23 protein-coding genes are annotated in these 20,542 nt (G+C 65.1%); 19 read left to right on the forward strand and 4 right to left on the reverse strand.

Annotated elements, in window-relative coordinates:
• Positions 1-82 precede the first annotated feature (82 nt).
• From LL06_RS15235 to LL06_RS15275, 9 genes are all read left to right on the forward strand, one after another.
• Positions 83-811 carry a 2Fe-2S iron-sulfur cluster-binding protein gene (locus tag LL06_RS15235; protein ID WP_035528574.1) on the forward strand — a complete coding sequence of 243 codons (729 nt, stop codon included), beginning with the start codon at positions 83-85 and terminating at the stop codon, positions 809-811.
• A 2-nt stretch (positions 812-813) separates the two neighbouring features.
• A complete protein-coding gene (locus tag LL06_RS15240; protein ID WP_035528577.1) occupies positions 814-1,143 on the forward strand; it encodes a succinate dehydrogenase in 330 nt (109 codons plus the stop codon).
• Positions 1,140-1,481 (forward strand): succinate dehydrogenase, cytochrome b556 subunit, encoded by a 342-nt coding sequence (gene sdhC, locus LL06_RS15245; RefSeq protein WP_035528580.1) that lies wholly within the window; start codon positions 1,140-1,142, stop codon positions 1,479-1,481. The genes LL06_RS15240 and sdhC overlap by 4 nt, the downstream gene beginning before the upstream one ends.
• 2 nt (positions 1,482-1,483) lie before the next feature.
• Positions 1,484-3,244 (forward strand): FAD-binding protein, encoded by a 1,761-nt coding sequence (locus tag LL06_RS15250; protein ID WP_201772340.1) that lies wholly within the window; start codon positions 1,484-1,486, stop codon positions 3,242-3,244.
• Complete coding sequence (locus LL06_RS15255) at positions 3,244-4,206, forward strand: fumarate hydratase (RefSeq protein WP_035528583.1); 963 nt, start codon at positions 3,244-3,246, stop codon at positions 4,204-4,206. Before LL06_RS15250 ends, LL06_RS15255 begins: the two co-directional genes overlap by 1 nt.
• Entirely contained in the window at positions 4,170-4,850 is a 681-nt protein-coding gene (locus LL06_RS15260) for a fumarate hydratase C-terminal domain-containing protein (RefSeq protein ID WP_035528587.1), read from the forward strand. The genes LL06_RS15255 and LL06_RS15260 overlap by 37 nt, the downstream gene beginning before the upstream one ends.
• A gap of 3 nt (positions 4,851-4,853) precedes the next feature.
• The gene (locus LL06_RS15265) at positions 4,854-5,960 is read left to right on the forward strand and encodes a sulfite oxidase (RefSeq protein WP_035528590.1); all 1,107 of its coding nucleotides are present in this window, start codon (positions 4,854-4,856) and stop codon (positions 5,958-5,960) included.
• Positions 5,961-6,050: 90 nt separating this feature from the next.
• The gene (locus tag LL06_RS15270; RefSeq protein WP_052161610.1) at positions 6,051-7,064 is read left to right on the forward strand and encodes a putative sulfate exporter family transporter; all 1,014 of its coding nucleotides are present in this window, start codon (positions 6,051-6,053) and stop codon (positions 7,062-7,064) included.
• Positions 7,065-7,085: 21 nt separating this feature from the next.
• Positions 7,086-7,415: an NIPSNAP family protein gene (locus tag LL06_RS15275; RefSeq protein ID WP_035528594.1), complete on the forward strand. Its 330-nt coding sequence runs from the start codon at positions 7,086-7,088 to the stop codon at positions 7,413-7,415.
• Between the two features lie 9 nt (positions 7,416-7,424).
• On the opposite strand, the gene LL06_RS15280 is transcribed toward LL06_RS15275, so the two are convergent.
• The 3 genes from LL06_RS15280 to LL06_RS15290 all read right to left on the reverse strand — a co-directional run bounded on the left by LL06_RS15280 (position 7,425) and on the right by LL06_RS15290 (position 10,142).
• Positions 7,425-8,168 (reverse strand): sulfite exporter TauE/SafE family protein, encoded by a 744-nt coding sequence (locus tag LL06_RS15280; RefSeq protein ID WP_035528597.1) that lies wholly within the window; start codon positions 8,166-8,168, stop codon positions 7,425-7,427.
• The gene (locus LL06_RS15285; protein ID WP_244447150.1) at positions 8,165-9,064 is read right to left on the reverse strand and encodes a LysR family transcriptional regulator; all 900 of its coding nucleotides are present in this window, start codon (positions 9,062-9,064) and stop codon (positions 8,165-8,167) included. Before LL06_RS15285 ends, LL06_RS15280 begins: the two co-directional genes overlap by 4 nt.
• A gap of 175 nt (positions 9,065-9,239) precedes the next feature.
• Positions 9,240-10,142, reverse strand: coding sequence for a LysR family transcriptional regulator (locus LL06_RS15290; RefSeq protein WP_035528602.1), 903 nt, complete (start codon positions 10,140-10,142; stop codon positions 9,240-9,242).
• A 177-nt stretch (positions 10,143-10,319) separates the two neighbouring features.
• On the opposite strand from LL06_RS15290, the gene LL06_RS15295 reads away from it, so the two are divergent.
• Positions 10,320-11,078 carry an SDR family NAD(P)-dependent oxidoreductase gene (locus LL06_RS15295; RefSeq protein ID WP_035528604.1) on the forward strand — a complete coding sequence of 253 codons (759 nt, stop codon included), beginning with the start codon at positions 10,320-10,322 and terminating at the stop codon, positions 11,076-11,078.
• 124 nt (positions 11,079-11,202) lie between these two features.
• Entirely contained in the window at positions 11,203-11,784 is a 582-nt protein-coding gene (locus LL06_RS15300; RefSeq protein WP_052161611.1) for a biotin transporter BioY, read from the forward strand.
• Between the two features lie 99 nt (positions 11,785-11,883).
• On the opposite strand, the gene LL06_RS15305 is transcribed toward LL06_RS15300, so the two are convergent.
• Entirely contained in the window at positions 11,884-12,705 is an 822-nt protein-coding gene (locus LL06_RS15305; RefSeq protein ID WP_081964001.1) for an IclR family transcriptional regulator, read from the reverse strand.
• Positions 12,706-12,881: 176 nt separating this feature from the next.
• On the opposite strand from LL06_RS15305, the gene LL06_RS15310 reads away from it, so the two are divergent.
• Genes LL06_RS15310 through LL06_RS15345 form a run of 8 tightly spaced genes read left to right on the forward strand, consistent with a single transcriptional unit; the run spans position 12,882 to position 20,469 of the window.
• A complete protein-coding gene (locus tag LL06_RS15310; RefSeq protein ID WP_035528606.1) occupies positions 12,882-13,940 on the forward strand; it encodes an ABC transporter substrate-binding protein in 1,059 nt (352 codons plus the stop codon).
• On the forward strand, positions 13,937-14,782 hold the full coding sequence (locus LL06_RS15315) for an ABC transporter ATP-binding protein (RefSeq protein WP_081964002.1): 846 nt from the start codon (positions 13,937-13,939) through the stop codon (positions 14,780-14,782). The genes LL06_RS15310 and LL06_RS15315 overlap by 4 nt, the downstream gene beginning before the upstream one ends.
• Positions 14,779-15,567 (forward strand): ABC transporter permease, encoded by a 789-nt coding sequence (locus LL06_RS15320; RefSeq protein WP_081964003.1) that lies wholly within the window; start codon positions 14,779-14,781, stop codon positions 15,565-15,567. Before LL06_RS15315 ends, LL06_RS15320 begins: the two co-directional genes overlap by 4 nt.
• Before the next feature lie 27 nt (positions 15,568-15,594).
• Positions 15,595-16,176 (forward strand): biotin/lipoyl-containing protein, encoded by a 582-nt coding sequence (locus LL06_RS15325; protein WP_052161613.1) that lies wholly within the window; start codon positions 15,595-15,597, stop codon positions 16,174-16,176.
• Positions 16,173-17,651 carry a pyruvate carboxylase subunit B gene (locus tag LL06_RS15330; protein ID WP_052161614.1) on the forward strand — a complete coding sequence of 493 codons (1,479 nt, stop codon included), beginning with the start codon at positions 16,173-16,175 and terminating at the stop codon, positions 17,649-17,651. Before LL06_RS15325 ends, LL06_RS15330 begins: the two co-directional genes overlap by 4 nt.
• Positions 17,652-17,671: 20 nt before the next feature.
• A complete protein-coding gene (locus tag LL06_RS15335; RefSeq protein WP_035528608.1) occupies positions 17,672-18,886 on the forward strand; it encodes a CoA transferase in 1,215 nt (404 codons plus the stop codon).
• Between the two features lie 11 nt (positions 18,887-18,897).
• The gene (locus LL06_RS15340; RefSeq protein WP_035528610.1) at positions 18,898-19,296 is read left to right on the forward strand and encodes an OB-fold domain-containing protein; all 399 of its coding nucleotides are present in this window, start codon (positions 18,898-18,900) and stop codon (positions 19,294-19,296) included.
• Between the two features lie 27 nt (positions 19,297-19,323).
• Complete coding sequence (locus LL06_RS15345) at positions 19,324-20,469, forward strand: thiolase family protein (protein ID WP_244447151.1); 1,146 nt, start codon at positions 19,324-19,326, stop codon at positions 20,467-20,469.
• The last annotated feature ends 73 nt before the right edge of the window (positions 20,470-20,542 follow it).

Consider the following 20,542-nt stretch of genomic DNA (forward strand, 5'->3'; position numbering starts at 1 on the left):
TACAAAAATAGTCAGTATTTATCGTTATTATATCGAAAAAATAACACTATGCTGTGGCCGACAATGCGATTGGGAGTTGCGTGTGACTGCGGATTCAAATGGGCTACATGTCGATGTCTGGCGTGGAAGCGGCACGGAGGGCAGCTTCGAGCGGTTCCTGGTGCCGATGCAGGAAAGCCAGACCATTCTCGACGTCGTCGCCTGGATCCAGCAATACGCGGATCCGACGCTGTCCTACCGCTATGCCTGCCGCGTCGGCATGTGCGGCTCCTGCGCCATGATGGTCAACGGAGTGCCGCGCTGGACCTGCCGCACCCACATCAAGAAGGTGATCAAGGACAATGTCCTCACCATCGCGCCGTTGCGCAACCTGCCGGTGATCAAGGATCTGGCCGCCGACATGGACCCATTTTTCGACAGATGGGTGGCTGCTGGCGGCGTGCACCATCCGACCCGGGATCGCAACGACGCCGTCGAGCAGATCAGCCCGGCGACGCCCGAGCGCATCGAGGCCGACGCGGGCATCGAATGCATCAACTGCTCGGTCTGCTACGCCGCATGCGACACGGTCGCCAACAATGTCGATTTCCTCGGTCCTGCCGCCTTGCAGCGCGCCTGGACGCTCTATCTCGATCCCAAGGACGCCGATCCCGGCGCGATTCTCGACGCGGTTTCGGGCAGGGGCGGCTGTCACAATTGCCACAGCCAGGGCAGTTGCACGCTGCATTGCCCCAACGGGCTCAACCCCATGAAGGCGATCGCCGGGCTCAAGCGCGAGACCGTCTCCTCCTTCTTCAGGGGAGGGCGATAGGCATGCTCGATCTCCGGCTCTACATGGCGCAACGCCTGAGTGCGATGGTGATGATCCCGCTGACGCTGGGCCACATCGCGGTGATGATCTATGCCATTCAGGATGGGCTGAGCGCCGCCGAAATCCTCGGTCGCACCCGGGGCAGCGTCCTCTGGTTCGTCTTCTATGGCCTGTTCGTGCTGGCGGTGTCCCTGCATGCGGCCATCGGCCTGCGCGTGATCGTCCATGAGACGCTCGGTCTCAAGGGCAGGGCTCTCGACATCTTCATGTGGCTCGCGGGCCTGCTGCTGCTGGTGACCGGCCTGCGCGCGGTATTGGCGGTGACGCTGTGATCCGGCCCCACCGCTCGCATCCGTTGTGGACAGCCTATCTCCTGCACCGGCTCTCGGGTCTGGGCCTGGCGCTGTTCCTGCCCGTGCATTTCTATGTGCTCTCCTTCGCCTTGAACCAGCCGGAGCGGCTCGACGCCTTCCTGCGCTTTAGCGACGATCCGCTGGTCAAGATCGCCGAGTTCGGCCTCGTCTTCCTGCTCGCGGTGCATGTCTTCGGCGGGCTGCGGCTGCTCGCGCTCGAGTTCCTGCCCTGGTCGCCACGGCAGAAGACCCTGGCCGCTTCGGCGGTCGCCGGGGCCTTCCTGGTGGCCGGCGCATTTTTCCTGCAGGCGGTGTGAGCATGAGCATGACCAGCATCGATCGTCACGACACGGACATCCTCATTCTCGGCACCGGCGGCGCCGGCATGTTCGCGGCGCTCCACGCGCTGCAGACCGCGCCTTCCGGCACGAAGGTGACCATCGCCGTCAAGGGCCTGATCGGCAAGTGCGGCTGCACCCGCATGGTGCAGGGCGGCTACAACGTGGCGCTCGGCCACGGCGACACCGTCGAGCGACATTTCATGGACACCATCAATGGCGGCAAGTGGCTGCCCAACCAGGACATGGCCTGGAAGCTGTGCGAGCAGGCGGTGGTGCGGGTGCGCGAACTCGAAAACGAGATCGGCTGCTTCTTCGACCGCAACGGCGACGGCACGCTGCACCACAAGGCGTTTGCCGGCCAGACGGCCGACCGCACCGTGCACAAGGGCGATCTCACCGGCATCGAGATCATCAACCGGCTGATGGAGCAGGTGCTGTCGCGCCCGGTGGAAAAGCTGCAGGAGCACCGCGCCATCGGCCTGATCCCGACCCGGGACGGTTCGGCGCTGGCGGGCGTGCTGATGATCGACATGCGCACCGGCCGGTTCCGCTTCGTCCGCGCCAAGACGGTGCTGATGGCCACCGGCGGCGGTCCGACCATGTACAAGTACCACACTCCCTCCGGCGACAAGACGATGGACGGGCTCGCCATGGCGCTGCGCGCCGGCCTGCCGCTGCGCGACATGGAGATGGTGCAGTTCCACCCCACCGGCCTGCTCGCAGGCGACCACACCAAGATGACCGGCACGGTGCTTGAGGAAGGGCTGCGCGGGGCGGGCGGGCAATTGCTCAACGGCGCCGAACGCCGCTTCATGTTCGATTATGACGACCGCGGCGAGCGCGCCACCCGGGACGTGGTCTCGCGCGGTATCTATGCGGAAATGCAGAAGTCCAACACCACCACCCATGGCGGGGTCTACATCAAGATGAGCCATCTCGGCCCGGAGATGGTGCGCCAGAAATTCTCCGGCATGGTCAAGCGCTGCGCCGATTCGGGCTTCGATCTGGCCGGCGGCCTGGTGGAGGTGGTGCCGACCGCGCATTACTTCATGGGTGGCGTGGTGGTCGACACCGACACGCGCACCGAGATGGAAGGGCTCTACGTGGCCGGCGAGGACGCCGGCGGCGCTCACGGCTCCAACCGGCTCGGCGGCAACGGCGTGGCCAATTCCACCGTCTTCGGCGGCGTCGCCGGCGATGTGATGGGCATGGACATCCGCCGCATCGGCGCCTTGCGCGATCCGGACGAAACCGTACTGGACGCCGAGATCGCCCGCGCCTGCCAGCCGCTCGGCCGGAAGCCCGCCCATGTCCAGGACCTGCGCCACCGGTTGCAGGAGGCGATGTGGGAGGATGTGGGCGTCATCCGCACCGGCCGCGGCATGGAACGCGGCATCGCCCGCGTCGCCGAAATCTCTGACGAGCTGATGCAGGCGGGCGTGGCCTCCGGAAATCTGGCGTTCAACCTGACCTGGCACGACTGGCTCAATGTCCGCTCGCTCTGCGATGTCTCGGAGGTCATCGCCGAGGCCGGGCTGACGCGGGAGAATTCCCGCGGCGCCCATTACCGCGAGGATTTTCCGGACCCGGGCGATCTGGACAGCTCCTATTTCACCGTTGCACGGCAGAGAGGCGGCGAGATCGATGTCAGCCGCGAGCCCGTGCAATTTTCCATCGTCCTGCCGGGCCAGACCATCCTGCCCGCCGGCGAACCCGAAACCCTGGTGGAGGCAAGCTGATGATCCCCATCGACATCATACAGAAGACGGCCGAGGTCCTGATGGACAAGGCCGCCATCGAAATCCCGCAGGACTATCTCGACGGTCTGCAGGCGGCCGCGAATGTGGAGGACGGGGACCTGTCGTCCTTCGTGCTCGAGGCGATGCTGGAGAACTACAAGGCCGCCAAGGAAGACCGCCGCGCCATGTGCGGCGACACCGGCACGCCGCGCTGGTACGTCAAGATGGGCAACGAGACCCGGATCGAGGGCGGCCCGATCGCGCTCGAGGCGGCCCTGCGCCGGGCCACCGCCAACGCCACCAACGGCGTGCCCCTGCGGCCCAACCGTGTGCATCCGCTGTGGCGCACCGACCATGACAACAATGTCGGCATCGGCGCGCCCGAGATCGAGTATGGTTACGAGCCCGGCGGCGAATGGATCGACCTGATCACCGTGCACAAGGGCGGCCTGTTCGGCACGGACTACCGGATGCTGTTTCCCTCCGACGGCATCCAGGGCATCAAGCGCTTCTATCTCGACTGCCTGGTGGCCTTCGGCAAGCGGGGACTGGCCTGCCAGCCGGCGATCATCGGCATCGGGCTGGGCGGCTGCAAGGACACCTGCATGGTGCTCGGCAAGCGCGCCGCCTGCCTGCGCGTCGTCGGCTCGCGCAATTCCGACCCGCGCATCGCCGAACTCGAGCTCGAGCTCAAGGAACTCGGCAATTCCATCGGCATGGGCGCCATGGGATTTGTCGGCAAGTCGATGGTCATCGACGCCAATATCGAGGTCGGCTATTGCCATACAGGCGGCATGCAGATGTCTGTCCATGCCTTCTGCCTTTCATCGCGCCGCGCTGTGGCGCGGGTATATGCCGACGGACGGGTGGAATACCGCACCGATCCGGACTGGTTCACCGATTATCAACGCCGGGAGACAGTGGAATGGGAAATCCCTCAGGACCACGAAAAATCCGCCTGAGCACGACGCCGACGCCGGAAGCGCTGGCGGAGCTGCGGCTGGGCGACGTCGTCTATCTGGACGGGCTGATCTACACGGCGCGCGAGGGTGTCTACAAGCGCGCACTGGAGGACAAAGCCAATATCCCGATGGAGCTTCCCTCGGAGAGCGCGGCCAATTTCCATTGCTCGCCCGCCGCCGCCATCAACGAGGACGGGACCTTCCGGCTGGGCGCCGTGACGGCCACCGCCTCGTTCCGCTTCACCAAGTGGATCGGCGAATGGATGGCCAAGTCGGGCGCCAAGCTGATCATCGGCAAGGGCGGCATGAGCGCCAAGGACTACAAGCAGCATTTCGTTCCCAACGGCGCGATCTATCTCACCACGGTGGGCTACGGCACCGGGGCGCTGCTCGGCCGCGGCGTCAAGCGCGTCAAGGCGGTGCACTGGAACAAGGAACTCGGTTTGGCCCAGGCGATGTGGGTGCTGGAGGCCGATAACATGGGCCCTTTCATCGTCGAGAGCGACCTCGCAGGCAACTCGTTGTTTGAACGCGAGAACGCCAAGATTTCCGCCAACCTCGCCAGGGTGTATGAGGGGACCACGCCCGCCGTGCTCAAACGTTTCGGCGAGACCGACGACCGTTCCGACGAAATGATCGGATAGGCCATGGCGAACACCGACAACCCGTTTCTGGGCTATTCCGGCCGGATCGACACCAAGGACGGCGTCTACAGCCAGTCCGAGGTCGGGCTTGCCAACCGCAATTCGGGCAATCTGCTCGAAACGCTGGCGCTCGACATCACCCCCACCGGGCTGCATTACCTGCTCATCCATTTCGACGTGCCGCTCATCGACGCCGGGGCGCATAGGCTCGGCTTCTCCGGCGCGTTCGATGCGCCGTTCGAGCTTGGGCTCGACGAGATTAAGGCGCTGCCGCAGGTCACGCTGCCGGTGACGCTGGAATGCGCCGGCAACGGCCGGTCCGGGATTTCGCCGCGCGCGCATTCCATGCCGTGGTTGTATGAGGCGGTTGGCACCTCGGAATGGACCGGCACGCCGCTCCGGCCGCTGATCGAGCGGGCGCGGCCGCGCGCCGACGTGGTGGACATCGCCTTTTTCGGGGCCGATTACGGCTTCGACAAGGGCGTCGGCCACTGTTTCGGCCGTTCGCTCACCCTGGAGCAGATCGCCGATCTCGACGTCATGCTCGTGCACTCGATGAACGGTCAGCCGCTGCTGCCGCAGCATGGCGCGCCGCTGCGGCTGATCGTGCCGGGCTGGTATGGCATGGCGAGCGTCAAGTGGCTGGGGCGCATCGAGGCGCTGACCCAGCCCTTTGACGGGTTCCAGCAGGTGCAGACCTACCGCTTCCGCGACTCCGATACGGATCCGGGTCGTCCGGTGACGACGATGCGGGTCAAATCGCTGATGGTGCCCCCCGGCGTGCCCGATTGGGGCACGCGCAAGCGCTATCTCGAGCCTGGACCGGTGACACTAGTCGGCCGCGCGTGGTCGGGCGGCGGCGTGCCTGTGACCCGGGTCGAGGTCGAGCTGGATGGTGTGTGGCGGGAGGCGCGGCTCGAACAACAGACCGGGCGCCATGCCTGGACAAAATGGAGCTGCGACTGGCTGGCAAGCCCGGGCGACCACGTGCTGCGCTGCCGCGCGACCGACGCCAACGGCGCGGTGCAGCCGCTCGATCCGCCCTGGGATGTGGCCGGCTTTGCCAACAATGCGGCCCAGAAAGTGCATGTGTTCGTAGCCGAGGGCTGACCCCCGGACGAACCACCGCCTTCACCCGAACGAAGCCTGCAACGATTGCGCCGTCCGCGGCCGCTCAATCCCGAACTGTGACCCAAGTCGATGCATTCCCTTGCCGATCTCGCCTATGTCCGCAAAGCCCGGATCCTGTTTCCGGGCGTGCTGACATCGCTGACGGTGGCCTTTGCCGCCAAATTCCTCTCCGAGCATTACGGCGCGCCGGTGATGCTGATGGCGCTGCTGCTCGGCATGGCGTTCAACTTCCTAGTCGAGGACGGCGGCGCCTGCGTGGCCGGCATCGAGTTTTCCTCCAAAGTGCTGCTGCGCATCGGGGTGGCCCTGCTCGGCCTCGGCATCACGGTGCAGCAGATCGCCTCGACAGGCTCCGAGGTGCTGCTCATCACGCTCTGCGGGGTGGGACTGACGATCGCCATGGGCCTCGGGCTGTCGCGCTTGCTCGGCCACGGCCCGCGATTTGGGCTGCTGATCGGCGGGGCCGTGGCCATCTGCGGCGCGTCCGCGGCCCTGGCGATTTCCTCGGTGCTCCCCAAGAGCGAGACCCTCGAGCGCGACACGATCTTTACCGTCATCGGGGTGACGGCGCTGAGCACGCTGGCGATGATTGTCTATCCGCTGATCGCCGACGCGCTGGACCTGAGCGCGGTGGCCACCGGCATTTTCCTGGGCGCCACGATTCACGACGTGGCCCAGGTGGTGGGCGCGGGCTATTCGGTCTCCGAACTGACGGGCGACACCGCCACCTTCGTCAAGCTTCTGCGCGTGGCGCTGCTGGTGCCGTTGATCGTCATCCTGTCGCTGGTCTTTTCCGGCTCGCGCGAAGCGGGCACCAAGCGCGCGCTGCCGATTCCGTTCTTCGTCATCGGCTTTGCCGCGCTGGTGATCGCGGGCTCCTACGACGCCATTCCCGAGCTGGTGAAGGACACGTTGCTGTCGTTCTCGCGCTGGTGCCTCGTGGTGGCGATCGCCGCGCTGGGCATGAAGACGTCACTGAGAAAGCTCGGCGACGTCGGCGGCAGCGCCATCGTGCTGATCTGCGCGCTCACGGGCATTCTCGCCGTGTTCGCGCTCACCGCCATCAAGATCAATCTGAACTGAGAAACCCGGAAGGACAGTCCCATGAGCAAGTTCGTCGACGAACGCATCTACACCCTCAAGGCCGGCCAGGTGCCGGTGTTCCTCAAGCTCTACGAGGAGGAGGGAATGGAGGTCCAGGTCCGCATTCTCGGCCGGATGGTCGGCTATTATTTCACCGATATCGGGCCGCTCAACCAGATCGTCCACATGTGGGGCTATGACAGCCTGGACGACCGCTACGAGCGCCGCAAGCTGCTGCAGGCGGCCCCCCAATGGCAGAGCTACGCCGCCAAGATGCGGCCGCTGGTCACCCATGTCGAGAACAAGATCCTGGTGCCAGCGCCCTTCTTCAACCCGCCGAAGCCGGGCTGAGCCGCCGGCTCAGACCAACTCGCCGACGAGGAGGACAAGGCCCGACACCAGCATCAGCGCCACCAGAAGCCGCCTGAACTGCATGTCGCTCAGCCGGCGGAAGGCCATGATGCCCAGCTGCGCCGCCAACATGGTGGTCGGCAGGGCCAGGCCGATCCAGAGCAGCGTCTGCCGGTCATACGCTCCCTGCGCGGCCAGGATCACCGCCGAGGCGGTCAGCACGATGACGTTGAAGGGCTGCAGCACGGCCCGCTGCTCGCCCTTGGTCCAGGGCCGCAAGGTGCACCACATGGTAGGCAGGGCGCCCGACAGCGACGCCGCCCCGCCGAGGACGCCGCCCAGGAAGCCGATCGCGACCTGGGTGTAGACGCGCGCGCCCTGCACCAAGGGCAAGGACTGGCGGGCAATGAAGAAGACGCCGTAGAGCAGCATGAAGGCGCCGATCGTCAGCTTGAGCGCGCCCGCCTCGATATGCTCGAGCAGGGTTAATCCGACGGGCACCCCCGCCAGCGCCGGCAGCAGGAACTGCAGCAGCCGGCCGGGATTGGCGGCAATGCTGGCGCGAACGATGTAGGTGCCCTGCAGGCCACTCAGCACCGACATGATCAGGACGATGGCGACCGCCTGCTGCGGCGGCATGATGTTGAGCCAGAAGCCCAGGGCGAAAAGCGCCGTGCCGAATCCGGCCAGTCCGTTGACGAAACCACCGGCCGCCGCGCCCACCAGAAGCAAGACCAGATACTCGGTACTCATCCTTCGCTGGCCTGCTTCAGCGTCAGCGGATTGAAGACGCCGAGCGCGACTGCATCCAGAAGCCGCTGGTGGATCTCGCGGATCGCACGGGGCCGCAGGTTGTCGTTGCGGCTTGCCAGGCCGATCGTCCGGTAGAGGTTTCCGCGGTCCAACGGCAGATGCTTGAGCGGATGCGAGAGCATGTGCCGCACGCAGGGCCGCGGCACGATGGAGACGCCGAGATTGGCCAGCACCATGCTGGAAATCGCCTCGAGGCTTTCCAGCTCCATGCTTTCCTTGACCTCGATGCCTGTTTCCTGGAGCCACCGTTCGATCTTCTCGCCCACGACGGCATGGCGCGAAAAGCGAATGAAGGATTGGGTGCGGAGCAGCTCGATCGGATCGTCGCTCTCGATGTTGGGCGACACCAGGAGTTCCAGCGGCTCCTCCGCGACATCGAGCCAGGCCAGATTGCGCGGCAGCACCTCGGGCCGCGAGGTGATGGCGGCGTCGAGGGCGCCGCGCTCGACCTGATGCAGCAGCGTGTTGGTCAGTCCGGGCGTCACCGACACCATCAGTCCGTGGAACGAGTGCTTCAGGGACGATATCGTCAATGGCACGAGGCCCGTCAGGGTTGTCGGAACGGCGCCGAGCCTCACGGTCCCGCGCAGGCTGTCCTCGCCCAGGATCCCGGGAACCAGGCCGTCATAGGCGGCGATCACGTCCCGGGCCCGCGCCACCAGCGCGCGCCCCATGGGGGTAAGCTCGGGGGTCCGCCGGCTGCGGTCGAAGATCTTGATGCCCCATTCGGCTTCAAGCGCCTTCATCTGCTGGCTCACCGCCGCATGCGTCATGTAGACGGCCTCGGCGGCGGCGCTGAATGTGCCGTGCTCATGAACGGCCACGAGGGTTCGCAAGATCCGGATCGTCACTGTCGGTTGAAACTCATGTAAGTAAAATTTACACTAAATTGTCGCATGGACCGCTTCATAATACAACTGTTTACAGGAAATTCCTGCTTGCTCTGAAGCATAGAGGCCGTTGCGCCGTTGCCCGCCGGCGCCACGCCGGGGTGTCGGCAGGTGCCGGCGATCAGTTGGGCTGAGTGGAGTCGTCGCCCGGCGCCGATTCCTTTGAGAGGCTCGCCAGTTCGTCCAGCAGGGTCTGGGCGAGCGCCGCCTTGGCGTGGTCGCGCAGGTAGACGAGGCCGATCGTGCGATAGGCGGGCGGACCGGAGAAGGCGACGCGCCGCACCGGCAGCGCCAGCGGATCGTGCATCCCGCGCTGGGGAACGATCGAAACGCCGAGCCCGTGGTGCACCATGGTGGTGATCGCCTCGAGGGTGTCGAGCTCCATCATTTCGTTGACGCGCAGGCGCCGCGTCTTGAGGTAGGCATCGATCAGTTCGCCGACCCAGGCCTGGCGCGTGTAGCGGATGAAGGGATAGGTCGTCAGAAGTTCCTCCGCGCGCCGCTGCGGCACGTCGGCCGGCGCAATCAGGACGAGCGGTTCGCGCAGAAACGGCGACCACTCGAGACCGGAGGGGCCGTGAACGAGATCGCTGACGATGGCCGCGTCGACCTTGCCCTGCCGCGCCCGGTCGACCAGGTCCGCCGAAAGGCCCATCGAGAGCTGGATGTGCAGGCGCGGATATTTCGACCTGAGCGCCACCAGCGCCCGCGGCATCAGGCCGGTAATCACGCTCGGCACCACGCCAAGGCTCAGATGTCCTTCGATCGAGGGTTCCTCCCGCGCCTGGAACAGCCGGTCATAGGCCTGAACCGCTTCGGTCGCCTTGCTGACGAAACTGCGTCCCGCATCGCTCAGGACCGGCGGCCGCTTCGAGCGGTCGAACAGTTCGACCCCGAGCTCGTTTTCCAGGGACCGGATCTGGACGGTGACCGCCGACTGGGTCCGGCGGACGGCGTCCGCGGCCCCGGCGAAGGAACCGCTTTTCACCACAGCCAGAAATGTCTTCACGTCGCGGATGGACATCTCGCACCTCGTCTAATTGAATAGTTCTCAATCTAATGTTCTGTATTTTTCGTTTCTTTTCAATCTATTTCTGCCGTAAGGTTTCCCGAAATCGCTGGTTTCACTCCTGAGCCCAGCCCGGAAACAGTTCCGGTCAGCGACTGCAGTCGGTCGCTGGCAGGGGATCCGCGGGGAAAGATGCCGTCACATTCAGCCAAGAGAATTGCAGTCCTGACCGGCGCCGGCGGCGGCATTGGCCAGGTGCTCGCGCGCCGCCTGCTTGCCGAGGATTATGCCGTCGCGCTGATCGACAAGCAGAGGCCCGACTACGAGGTCGGGGCCGCCGAAGAGGGTAATGTCCTCAGAATGGCGGCCGACGTGACCGACGGCGCGGCCTTGCGCGATGCGGCGCGGGATGTGGAGGCGCATTTCGGCGGCGTTCATGTGCTGATGGTCAATGCCGGGATCGGCCCGTCCGGCACGGTGAGCCAGACCGGTGCGGCGCTCTGGGACGGGGTGCTCGACGTCAACCTCACCGGAGCCTTCAACACCATGCAGGCGTTCCTGCCGGCCATGCGGCGATCGCAGGGCGTCCGCTCGGTGGTGCTCACGTCCTCGGTGCTGGCGACCCGCGGCGCCCGCAACATGGCCGCCTACGGCGCGTCCAAGGCGGGGGCCATCGGGCTCATGCAGTGCTCGGCGCAGGAGTTTGCCGCCGAAGGAATCACGGTCAACGCCCTGGCGCCCGGACCCGTTCAGACCCCGCTTCTGGACAGTCTGCCGGGCGACGCGCTGGCCGAGCTCGAGAAGGCGGTCCCCATGAAGCGGCTCGGCACGCCGGATGACGTGGCCAGCGCCGCCGTCTTTCTCGCCGGGCCGGGCGCCACGTTCATTACCGGCCAGGTTCTCGTCATCGATGGCGGGCTCAGCGGCCGCGCCTACTGGAGAGACGCCTGACCGTGATGCCGGACGGGATCGCCCCGTCCGCGTCGGAGCAGGGGGCTTCCGCCGGACGAACAGACACACCACCACCGCGCGCCGCAGCCGGTCCTGGCCATGCGGACAATGAGAAGAGGAAACCATGACAACGCTCTACGAAACGATTTCGAACCGGAGCCAGAAGAGCAATCTGGCGGTTGATCTTCTGGTGGTGCTGGCCGGGTCTTTGCTGATGACCGTGGCGGCCAAGATCACCATTCCGTTCTATCCGGTGCCGCTGACGGTTCAGACCCTTGTCGCGATCGGGCTAGGCCTGGCGCTCGGGCCCGCGCGCGCGGCGGCGGCCGTTCTGGCCTATCTGGCGCAGGGGGCGGCCGGCCTGCCGGTCTTCGCCGGGGCGCCGGCAACCGGCCTCGGGCTCGCCTACATGGCGGGGCCGACCGGCGGCTATCTCATGGGATTCGTTCTCCAGGCGCTGGTCGCGGGCGGGCTCGCACGGCGAGGCTGGGGGCGGAGCCCCGTCTCGGCCATCGGCGCCGGTCTGATCGCGGCCGCGGCCATCTATCCCACAGGCCTGCTCTGGCTCGGCGTCGTCATCGGTTTCGACAAGCCGCTGTTCGCCCTGGGCCTGTATCCCTTCGTGCTCGGCGATCTCGCCAAGGCCTGCCTGGCGGCGCTGATCTTCCCGGCGGCCTGGTCGTTGCTCGCGCGCGGCAAGGAGTAAGCGGCGGCGCGGGCTGCCCGATCAGGACAGACGAGGGCCGGCTGAGCCCTCGACCATGAAGGCCGGGCACGCCGCTTGAGGGCGACGTGTCCGGCCTTGCTATTGCGAGAACATGTTGTAGGTCGCCCTGGCACCCTGGGAGAAGGAAATAAGCCGCGCCTGATCCTGCAGGATCCTGCCCCATTCCGGAATGGTTTCCGGCGTGAATTCCTTGCTGGAGCCTGCCAGCATGACGCATCCGAGCGGCTGCTCCGGCCCGCAGGTGATCAGCGCCCCGATCGCGGAAAAACCGATGAAGTTCTCGTCGAGATTGGTCGAGTAGCCGCGCGTGCCGATCTGCTCGAGCTCCTGCCGGAATGCTTCGGGATCGGTGATGGTGTTCGGGGTCAGCGCCTCGTAGGGGCCGTCTCCGAGCAGGTCCCGTTGCTCCTCCGGGGACCGGTTGAGCAACAGCAGCTTCCCCGAGACCGCCACGTGCAAGGGATTGCGCAGCTGCGTGTCGTAGTAGGGGGTGAGCACCCCCGACACGCCCGAGATGTCGACCACCAGCCGCTCGTTGCCGATGAAGACGACCAGCGACGACGTCAGCTCCGTGCGCGTCCGTAACAGGCGCAGCGGCTCGAAAGCGTCGCGCCGCAGGATCTGAAGCGGGTGATACATGGTCAGCGAGCCCATCGCCTTGGAGGCGGCGTGGTAGCGCTTTCCGGTCACGTCCCGCATCACGTAGCTTGCCTCCATCAACGACTGCAGAATGCGATGCACCGTGCTGTCGGTGAGCTTCACTGCTTCGGCGACCTCATGCAGTGTCAGCGGTCGGGACGATTCCACCAGGACCTCGATGACCGCCAGGCCCCGCTTCAGGGCGCCCGTATCCTGAGCGCCGTCAGGCATTGTCTGGTATTTCGGCGTTCGCGCTTTCATTGGGTATCCTGTCGAAAAATGAAATCATAATTCCATAAAATACAAATTCTATCCCATTTTACAACATTCTTGTTGCAATGGACAGCGTCGCATGTTTCCTTTCCCCTGTCGGAGGAGGTGTGGCCCAGCAAAGCGGTCGCATTCCGATTTGTCCATGAAGGACCTGGGAGAGAGATATGATCAACACAAGAATGAAGCGCGCCCTCGGTCGCAAAGGCTTCGTGGCCGCAGTTGCCGCTGGAGCCCTGTTTGCCAATGCTGCGGGGGCTCAGGAAAAGATCGTCGCAAACGGCGAAGTTGTCAGAATTCAGGAGTATCCGGGCGCGATTCTTCACATCAGCCAGTGGGTTGCGGCCGACAAGGGCTTCTGCGAGGACCACGGCATCCGCTGCGAGATGGTGCAGATCCCGAGCGGACCGGTCGGTCTCCAGGCGCTCGCCGCGGGAAGTCTCGAAGTCACCTTCGCATCCACCGAAGTGACCATGCAGGCAGCCTCGCGCGGCAATGACGTGCAGCTCATCGTGGGCCACTCGCCGGATAATATCTATACGCTGAGCGTGCACAAGGATGTGCCCCTGCCCAACAAGGACAAGGGCTATCCCGCCGTCATGCAGGACCTCAAGGGGCTCAATGTCGGCGTCACCGCGCGGGGCTCCGGAACCGAGCTCCAGGCGAGGGGACTGTTCATCGGCGCCGACATGAACCCCGACGACGTCACCTATATCGGCGTGGGCTCGCCCGGCACGGCCTACCCCTCCTTCCTGGCCCGCCAGATCGATGCCGCGATGATGTTCGAGCCGTTCGCCACGATCTGCCGCCTGCAGGAGACCTGCGTGGACATGGTCGATCTGGTCGGCGGCGAAGGCCCCGCGGAAATCAGCGCCCTCAACGGCGCGTTCGAGACCTATGCCGCCCGCCGCGACTACATCGAGGAAAACCCGGTCGTCGTCGACGCCTTCATCCAGGCGATGACCGAAGCGACCGCTTGGGTCAATGATTCCGCCAATTTCGAAGAGCTCGTGGAAGTTGTCCAGGGACGCTTCAAGCTGGGCGACGATATCGAGGATGCAGACAATGTGCTCCGCGAGCTGGTTCGCACCAACGCCCCGCTCTACGGCGTCACGATCGACCGCGACGCGGTCAAGGCATTCTCGGACTATCTGATCCAGAACGAGCTGATCACGGATCCCGTCGATCCGGCGACCTTCGTCTATGCCAAGGCTCCGCAGCCATGAGCGGACAGGGTCAGCTTGCCGCCAGCGCCGCAGTGAAGCCGGAAGCCGGCGGTTACACGCAGGCGCCAGCAGGGGCGCGGGAGATCGGCAATGTCTTGATCCGGGATCTCAATCACCGCTTCGGCAGCAGCGTTCACGCTGCTGCCGACGTGAACCTCAGCTTCGCGCCGGGCGAATTCGTGTCGATCGTCGGGCCATCGGGCTGCGGCAAGACCACGGTTCTCAACCTGCTTGCAGGCCTCATGCCGGTGCAGGAGGGGACAATCTCGATCTTCGGTTCGCCACCGAAGGCCGGTCGCCATGACGTGGCCTACATGCTGGCGCGCGACTGCCTGTTTCCCTGGCTCACCGCGGCGCAGAACGCCGAATTCGGGGCCCGGATCCGGCATGCCGATCGCCACAAGTCGCAGGAGCGGGCGCGCCACCTGCTCGAGGCGGTCGGGCTCAAGGGGTTCGAGGAAAATTATCCGAAGGCCCTGTCCCATGGCATGCGCCAGCGCGTGGCGCTTGCGCGCACCTTCTGCCTCGATTCGCCGCTGCTGCTGATGGACGAGCCGTTCGGCGCGCTCGACGCGCAGACAAAGATGCAGCTCGAGGATGTCCTGCTGTCGCTCTGGATGAAAGAACGGCGGACCGTGGTCTTCATCACCCACGATCTGGCCGAAGCCATCACCCTGTCGGACCGTGTCGTCGTCATGAGCGCCAGGCCCGGCAGGATCATCGCCGATATTCGCATCGAGCTCCCGCGACCCCGGTCCGTCACGGACCTGCAGAAGGATCCGGAATATCACAAGATCTACGCCAAGGTTTGGGAAAAGCTGGAAGTGGGGCTGCAGTCATGACGGATGCCGCTGAAAATCGAAATTTTGCGCTGTACGAGACCCTTGTCATCAATGCCGCGCGACTTGTGTTCCTGGCGGTGTTCTTCGCGGCGTGGGAGTACATCGCGCGCAACAGGATCGTGAACCCGCTGTTCATCGGAATTCCGACCGAAATCGCCAAGTTCCTGTGGATCGGCCTGTTCGTCGAGTTCAGCCTGATCAAGGACCTGTACTGGACGCTGGGCAGCACCTTCCTGGCCTTTGTCATCGGCAGCGTCGCGGGCATCATCACCGGACTGATGTTCATCACCTGGCCGTGGTTCGAAAGGTTCAGCGATCCGTTGTTCTCCGCGCTCAATGCGCTTCCGCGCATCGCCCTCGCGCCGCTGTTCCTCTTATGGTTCGGACTGGGCATCTGGTCGAAAGTGGCCCTTGGCGCCAGCCTCACCTACTTCATCGTCCTGAGCAGCGCCGTTGCAGGCATTCGCAGCACCAATGCCGACCATCTGACGCTGTCGCGGACCCTGGGCGCCAGCAAGGGCCAGATCTTTGCAAGGGTCACCCTTCCCAGTGCCGTCCCGACCATTTTCTCGGGACTTCGCCTTGGCCTGATCTACGCCCTCCTGGGAGTCATCGGAGGGGAAATCATCGCGGCGCAGCACGGCCTGGGACAGCTCCTGTCCTTCCTGGCCGGCAGCTTTCAGATCAGCGGCGTCTTCGCCGTGCTGTTCATCCTGGCAATTCTGGGAACCGCCTTGATCGCCTTGATGAACAGCCTCGAGAAATGGCTGCTTCGGTGGCAATGAGACCTATCGCGGGAGGAATTACGCGTCATGAATGAGACAACACCCAATTGGGACGGACTGACCGAGGCTGCAGCCGCGCTGCCCGCCGGCGGCAACCGGATCAGCTACGAGTTCAGCTACGCCGATGCGCTGGAGATCCTGCGCCTGATCGACACGAGCCCGAACGTGCGAAAGCTGACGCTGTCGATCGGCGACATGAAGATCGACCTCGAACGGGACGCTGCGGACACGCAGGAGCGGCCCGCCCGGGTCCAGGCGGCGGCGCCACCCGTCGCCGCCCCGCCGCCCGCCCTGGCCAAGGGCCAGGTCACGGCGGTCTCCGACAAGGAGGCTGCGCCGGCACCTGACGGGACCATCCCGGTCCGGTCGCCCATCGCGGGCATCTTCTACCTGGCCCCAGCCCCCGGGGAGCCGCCGTTCGTCGAGGTCGGCTCCGAGGTCACGGAAGACACCGTCGTCGGCATCATCGAGGTGATGAAGGTGATGAACAACATCCGGGCGGGCGCCCGGGGCGTCGTCACCGGCTTCGGGGCGGCCAATGAAGACCTGGTTCAGTTCGACCAGGCGCTGCTCTACATCGACCCCAACGGGCAGGCTGATCCGTCATGAGCACCAGCAGCGCCAAGCCACGGCTGAAATTCACCGACGAGACGTTTCGCGATGGACCCCAGTCCGTCTGGGCCAACCGCATGCGGTCCGCGTCGATGCTCGATTCCGCGCCGATCCTAGATGAGTGCGGCTTCGACCGCATCAACCTGATCAGCGGCTCGGCCTTCGAGACGGCGATCGTCTATCTCTACGAGGATCCGTGGGAGCGGCTTCACCAGCTCAGGAAGCGCATCAAGAAGACCGACACGATCATCCTGGTGCGTGGCCGCAACCTGTTCGGCTGGAAACGCTATTCCGACGACGTAGTCGAGCTGTTCATGCGCAGGCTCAAGCAGATCGGCATCGACTGGGTGCTGATCTTCGACGCCCTCAACGATGTGAGCAATGTGGCGTTTCACGTTCGCTGCGCGAAGAAGCTCGGCATGGGCGTGCTCGGCTACGTCACCTATTCGATCAGCCCCGCCCACACGCCCGAGCACTTCGTGCAGAAAAGCCGGGAATTCATCGATTGCGGCGCGGACGGCATCGTCTTCGGCGACGCCAGCGGCCTGCTGACGCCGGAAACGGCCCGGGCCAACATGGTGGCCATCAGGCAGGCCTTTCCGGAGACGATCCTGGAATTCTCGGGCCACGACGCCACCGGCCTGTCCAGCCTTTGCTACAAGGAGGCCATTGATGCCGGAATCGACGGCGTCTATTCGGCGGCGCGTCCGCTTGCCTATGGCGAATCCATACCGGCCACGCTGGACCTGATGGCGATGGCGGATCAGTCCGGCCTGCAGACCGGGCTCAACGAGGAGACGCTGAGGCGGATCGACGACTACTTCCTGTGGGTGGCCTACCAGGAGGGCAGGCCGTTCAGCCGGAAGGTGACGCCGAACGCCAAGAATTTCCGCAGCTTCGCCCACCACCAGGTGCCCGGCGGAATGATGTCGCATCTGGTGAGCCAGCTGAAGAACCTGAAGCTGATCGACCGGCTGGACGAGGTGCTGGAGGAGACCGGCCGCGTCCGCGAGGAAATGGGCTATCCGGTGATGGTCACCCCGTTCTCCCAGCTCGTGACCGTGCAGGCGACCTTCAACGTGCTGGAAGGCAAGCGCTATCACACCGTTCCGGAGGAGCTGCGCCTCTACATGCGCGGCCATTACGGGCAGTCGCCGGGGCAGATCGACCAGAACATCCTGGACCGGGTGGTCGGAAACGAGGACCGGATCGATTCCGCGGCGGTGTTCGGGCGCGAGATGGTGCCTGAATTCATTGCGGAGAACGGCCCCTTCGCGTCCGACGAGGATCTGCTGCTGGAGCTGTTCAACAGCAAGGTGGTCGTCCAGAAGTACCGCGCCAACCAGAAGCCGGTCAGCCGGGGCGACGTGCCGTCGCCGCTGCACGGGCTGGTGCAGGAGATCGCCAAGCGGCCGGGTCTGAGCAGGATCGCCGTGAGCAAGGGCTCCCTGCACCTCGAACAGAACATCTAGACACAAGAAGGCGAGTGAACATGAGCAAATATCCGTTGGACGGAGTGCGTATCATCGCGCTCGAACAATATATCGCTGCGCCCTATTGCACGATGTGGCTCGCCGATTGCGGCGCCGAGGTCATTAAGATCGAGCGGCCGGACGGCGGCGATCCGCGGCGCAACTATCAGCCGGCGCTCAAGAGCGAGAGCGGGGAATCGGTCTATGGCGGCTTCGTCACCTACAACCGCAACAAGAAGAGCGTTGCACTCGACCTGCAGACGGCCGAGGGACGGCAAGTCTATCTCGACCTCATCAAGAGCGCCGATGTTGTGGTCGAGAACCTCAAGCCCGGCTCGGTCGACAAGCTGGGCCTTGGCTATGCGGATCTCATCAAGGTCAATCCCAGGCTGATCTATGCCGCCATCAGCGGCTACGGACGCACGAAGGACCTCGACGGAGCCTATTCCGGCCTGCCGGCCTTCGATCCGGTGATCCAGGCGATGTCCGGCATCACTAACCTGTTCGGCGAGGAAGGCGGTCCTCCCGAGGTCAGCCCGCTGGCCCTGGGTGACCTGTTCACGGGCGTGATGGCCGGATACCAGATCCTGCTCGCCCTGTTCATGCGCGAACGCACCGGTGTCGGCCAGTATATCGACGCGGCGATGTATGACAGTCTCGTTGCCCTCAACGAGAAGAGCCTGATGCTCTACACCTTCGCCGGCGAGGTTCTCAGCCGCGGCCGCGACAAGTACCAGGCGCCCTACCGCACCTTTGCCGTCAACGACGGCTATGTGGCGCTGATCACCCCGAACGACTTCATCTGGGCGCGCTTCTGCAAGGCGCTCGGCAAGGAAGAGTGGATCACCCATCCGCAGATGGCGGACGGCCGCCTGCGCGCGGCCAACACCGATGCCTGGGAGCCGTTTGTCGAGCAATGGATGGCCGAGCGCAGCTCCGACGACGTGGTCGCCGCGCTCGACAAGTTCGGCGTCCCCGCCGGCAAGGTCCAGACCGGCGAAGACCTCGCCACCTGCGAGCATCTGAAGGCGCGCAAGGCGCTGGTCGAAGTCGACGATCCGGACGTGGGCTCGCTTCTTCTGGCGCGTGCCCCGGTGCGGATGTCGGCCATGGGCGAAGTGCGCAAGGCGTCCGCGCCGAAGCTCGGACAGCACACGGCCGACATCCTCGGCGACATGCTGGGCTATTCGGACCACAGGATCGCCGAGTTGAAGGCCGCCGGAGCGGTGGCGTGAAGGAGGCTGCGATGACTACGATCGAGACAACCACCGCACCGGCTGACGCTGCCGGCCACAAGACATGGCTGGCGGGATGCGAGTGTCGCGAGTGCGGCCGCAAGTTCTTCCCGAAACGGGGCTTCTGCACCGAATGCGGCAGCCAGGACGCCATGCGGGACGCCCGTATCGAGGGCCCCGGCAAGCTCTACTCCCACTCGATCATCCATATCGCGCCGAAGACCTTCAAGGTTCCCTATGCCGTCGGCTATGTCGACCTGCCCGGGGATGTGCGCGTGCTGGGCCAGATCGTCGGGTGGGACGACGGCCCGCTCGAGCAGGGCATGGAAATGCAGATCGGTTATGCGCCGATCGCCGAGGAGCCGGACGGCTCGGTCCGCGAAAGCTTCGTCTTTCAGCCGAAGCGCTAGTCGCACTGCCAACAGGAGAGAACGATCGTGAACGCACGCGGAGAAGTCTATGTCATCGGCGGGGCGATGACGCCCTTCGGCAAGCACCCGGACGTCTCGGCCGAGGCACTGGCGCAGACCGCCGTCCTTGGAGCGATAGAAGACGCAGGAATCGACCGCCGGAGCATCGAGGCCGCCTATGTCGGCAGCGTCTTCCAGGGCAGTCTTGCCGGCCAACGCGTCCTCAAGGACCTGGGCATGACGGGTGTGCCTATCATCAATCTCGAAAATGCCTGCTCGAGTGGGGCGACGGCGTTGTCCCAGGCCTGGCTCGCCGTGGCGGCGGGCCAGGTCGAGACCGCGCTCGTCATCGGCCTGGAAAAGCTCAGTTCGCGCGGCGGCGGCCCTCTGGCGCTCAACACCGGCGATCCGGAAATCGATCAGGGCCTGACGATGCCCGCGCTCTATGCCATGCGCACCCGCGCCTATTTCGACAAGCATGGCGGGTCCATCGAGCAGGTGGCGCAGGTGACGGTGAAGAACCGTAGGCATGCCGCCACCAACACTTACGCGCAGTTCCGCGATGCGTGCACGGTCGAGCAAGTGCTGGCGTCGCGGCCGGTCGCCGATCCGATCACGCTCCTGCAAATGTGCCCCAACGCGGACGGCGCCGCCGCGGTTGTCATCTCCGCCAAGCCAAAGGAAACGGGCACACAAAAGAATGTGCGGATCCTCGGCTCGGTGGTCGCCAGCGGCAAATTTGCCCAGGGCTACCGGGACCTCACCGTCCCCGACATCTCGATCCAGGCGGCGCAGCGCGCCTATGAGATGGCGGGCGTCGGCCCGGGCGACGTCAACCTAGCTGAGGTTCATGACGCCGCCGCGATCGCCGAAGTGATCTACTACGAGGCGCTGGGCTTCTGCGAGCCGGGGGAGGGGCTTCGGTTCCTCAGCGACGGCGAGAGCTCGATCGGCGGGCGCGTCCCGGTCAATCCGAGCGGCGGCCTGCTGTGCCGGGGCCATCCGCTCGGCGCCACCGGCGTCGCGCAGATCGTCGAGATTATGTGGCACCTGACCGGCCGGGCCGGGGACCGCCAGGTCGAGGGTGCGAAGATCGGCCTGGCCCATTGCACCGGCGGCGGCATCTGGGGCGTCGACAATGGCGCCTGCTCCATCCATGTGCTGGGGGTCTAGACCGTGTCGGCCGCGCACATCGGCGCCCACGCGCCCGATCTGCAGGCGGCGCGCGTGGTGGTGACCGGCGCCG

The organism is Hoeflea sp. BAL378, assembly GCF_000759435.1.
Taxonomy (GTDB): domain Bacteria; phylum Pseudomonadota; class Alphaproteobacteria; order Rhizobiales; family Rhizobiaceae; genus Hoeflea.

Coding starts and splice junctions, on each gene's coding strand:
- LL06_RS15240 (WP_035528577.1), top strand. CDS start 814: ATGCTCGATCTCCGGCTCTACATGGCGCAACGCCTGAGTGCGATGGTG.
- LL06_RS15250 (WP_201772340.1), top strand. CDS start 1,484: ATGAGCATGACCAGCATCGATCGTCACGACACGGACATCCTCATTCTC.
- LL06_RS15255 (WP_035528583.1), top strand. CDS start 3,244: ATGATCCCCATCGACATCATACAGAAGACGGCCGAGGTCCTGATGGAC.
- LL06_RS15260 (WP_035528587.1), top strand. CDS start 4,170: ATGGGAAATCCCTCAGGACCACGAAAAATCCGCCTGAGCACGACGCCG.
- LL06_RS15265 (WP_035528590.1), top strand. CDS start 4,854: ATGGCGAACACCGACAACCCGTTTCTGGGCTATTCCGGCCGGATCGAC.
- LL06_RS15270 (WP_052161610.1), top strand. CDS start 6,051: ATGCATTCCCTTGCCGATCTCGCCTATGTCCGCAAAGCCCGGATCCTG.
- LL06_RS15275 (WP_035528594.1), top strand. CDS start 7,086: ATGAGCAAGTTCGTCGACGAACGCATCTACACCCTCAAGGCCGGCCAG.
- LL06_RS15280 (WP_035528597.1), bottom strand. CDS start 8,168: ATGAGTACCGAGTATCTGGTCTTGCTTCTGGTGGGCGCGGCGGCCGGT.
- LL06_RS15290 (WP_035528602.1), bottom strand. CDS start 10,142: ATGTCCATCCGCGACGTGAAGACATTTCTGGCTGTGGTGAAAAGCGGT.
- LL06_RS15295 (WP_035528604.1), top strand. CDS start 10,320: ATGCCGTCACATTCAGCCAAGAGAATTGCAGTCCTGACCGGCGCCGGC.
- LL06_RS15300 (WP_052161611.1), top strand. CDS start 11,203: ATGACAACGCTCTACGAAACGATTTCGAACCGGAGCCAGAAGAGCAAT.
- LL06_RS15305 (WP_081964001.1), bottom strand. CDS start 12,705: ATGAAAGCGCGAACGCCGAAATACCAGACAATGCCTGACGGCGCTCAG.
- LL06_RS15310 (WP_035528606.1), top strand. CDS start 12,882: ATGATCAACACAAGAATGAAGCGCGCCCTCGGTCGCAAAGGCTTCGTG.
- LL06_RS15315 (WP_081964002.1), top strand. CDS start 13,937: ATGAGCGGACAGGGTCAGCTTGCCGCCAGCGCCGCAGTGAAGCCGGAA.
- LL06_RS15320 (WP_081964003.1), top strand. CDS start 14,779: ATGACGGATGCCGCTGAAAATCGAAATTTTGCGCTGTACGAGACCCTT.
- LL06_RS15325 (WP_052161613.1), top strand. CDS start 15,595: ATGAATGAGACAACACCCAATTGGGACGGACTGACCGAGGCTGCAGCC.
- LL06_RS15330 (WP_052161614.1), top strand. CDS start 16,173: ATGAGCACCAGCAGCGCCAAGCCACGGCTGAAATTCACCGACGAGACG.
- LL06_RS15335 (WP_035528608.1), top strand. CDS start 17,672: ATGAGCAAATATCCGTTGGACGGAGTGCGTATCATCGCGCTCGAACAA.
- LL06_RS15340 (WP_035528610.1), top strand. CDS start 18,898: ATGACTACGATCGAGACAACCACCGCACCGGCTGACGCTGCCGGCCAC.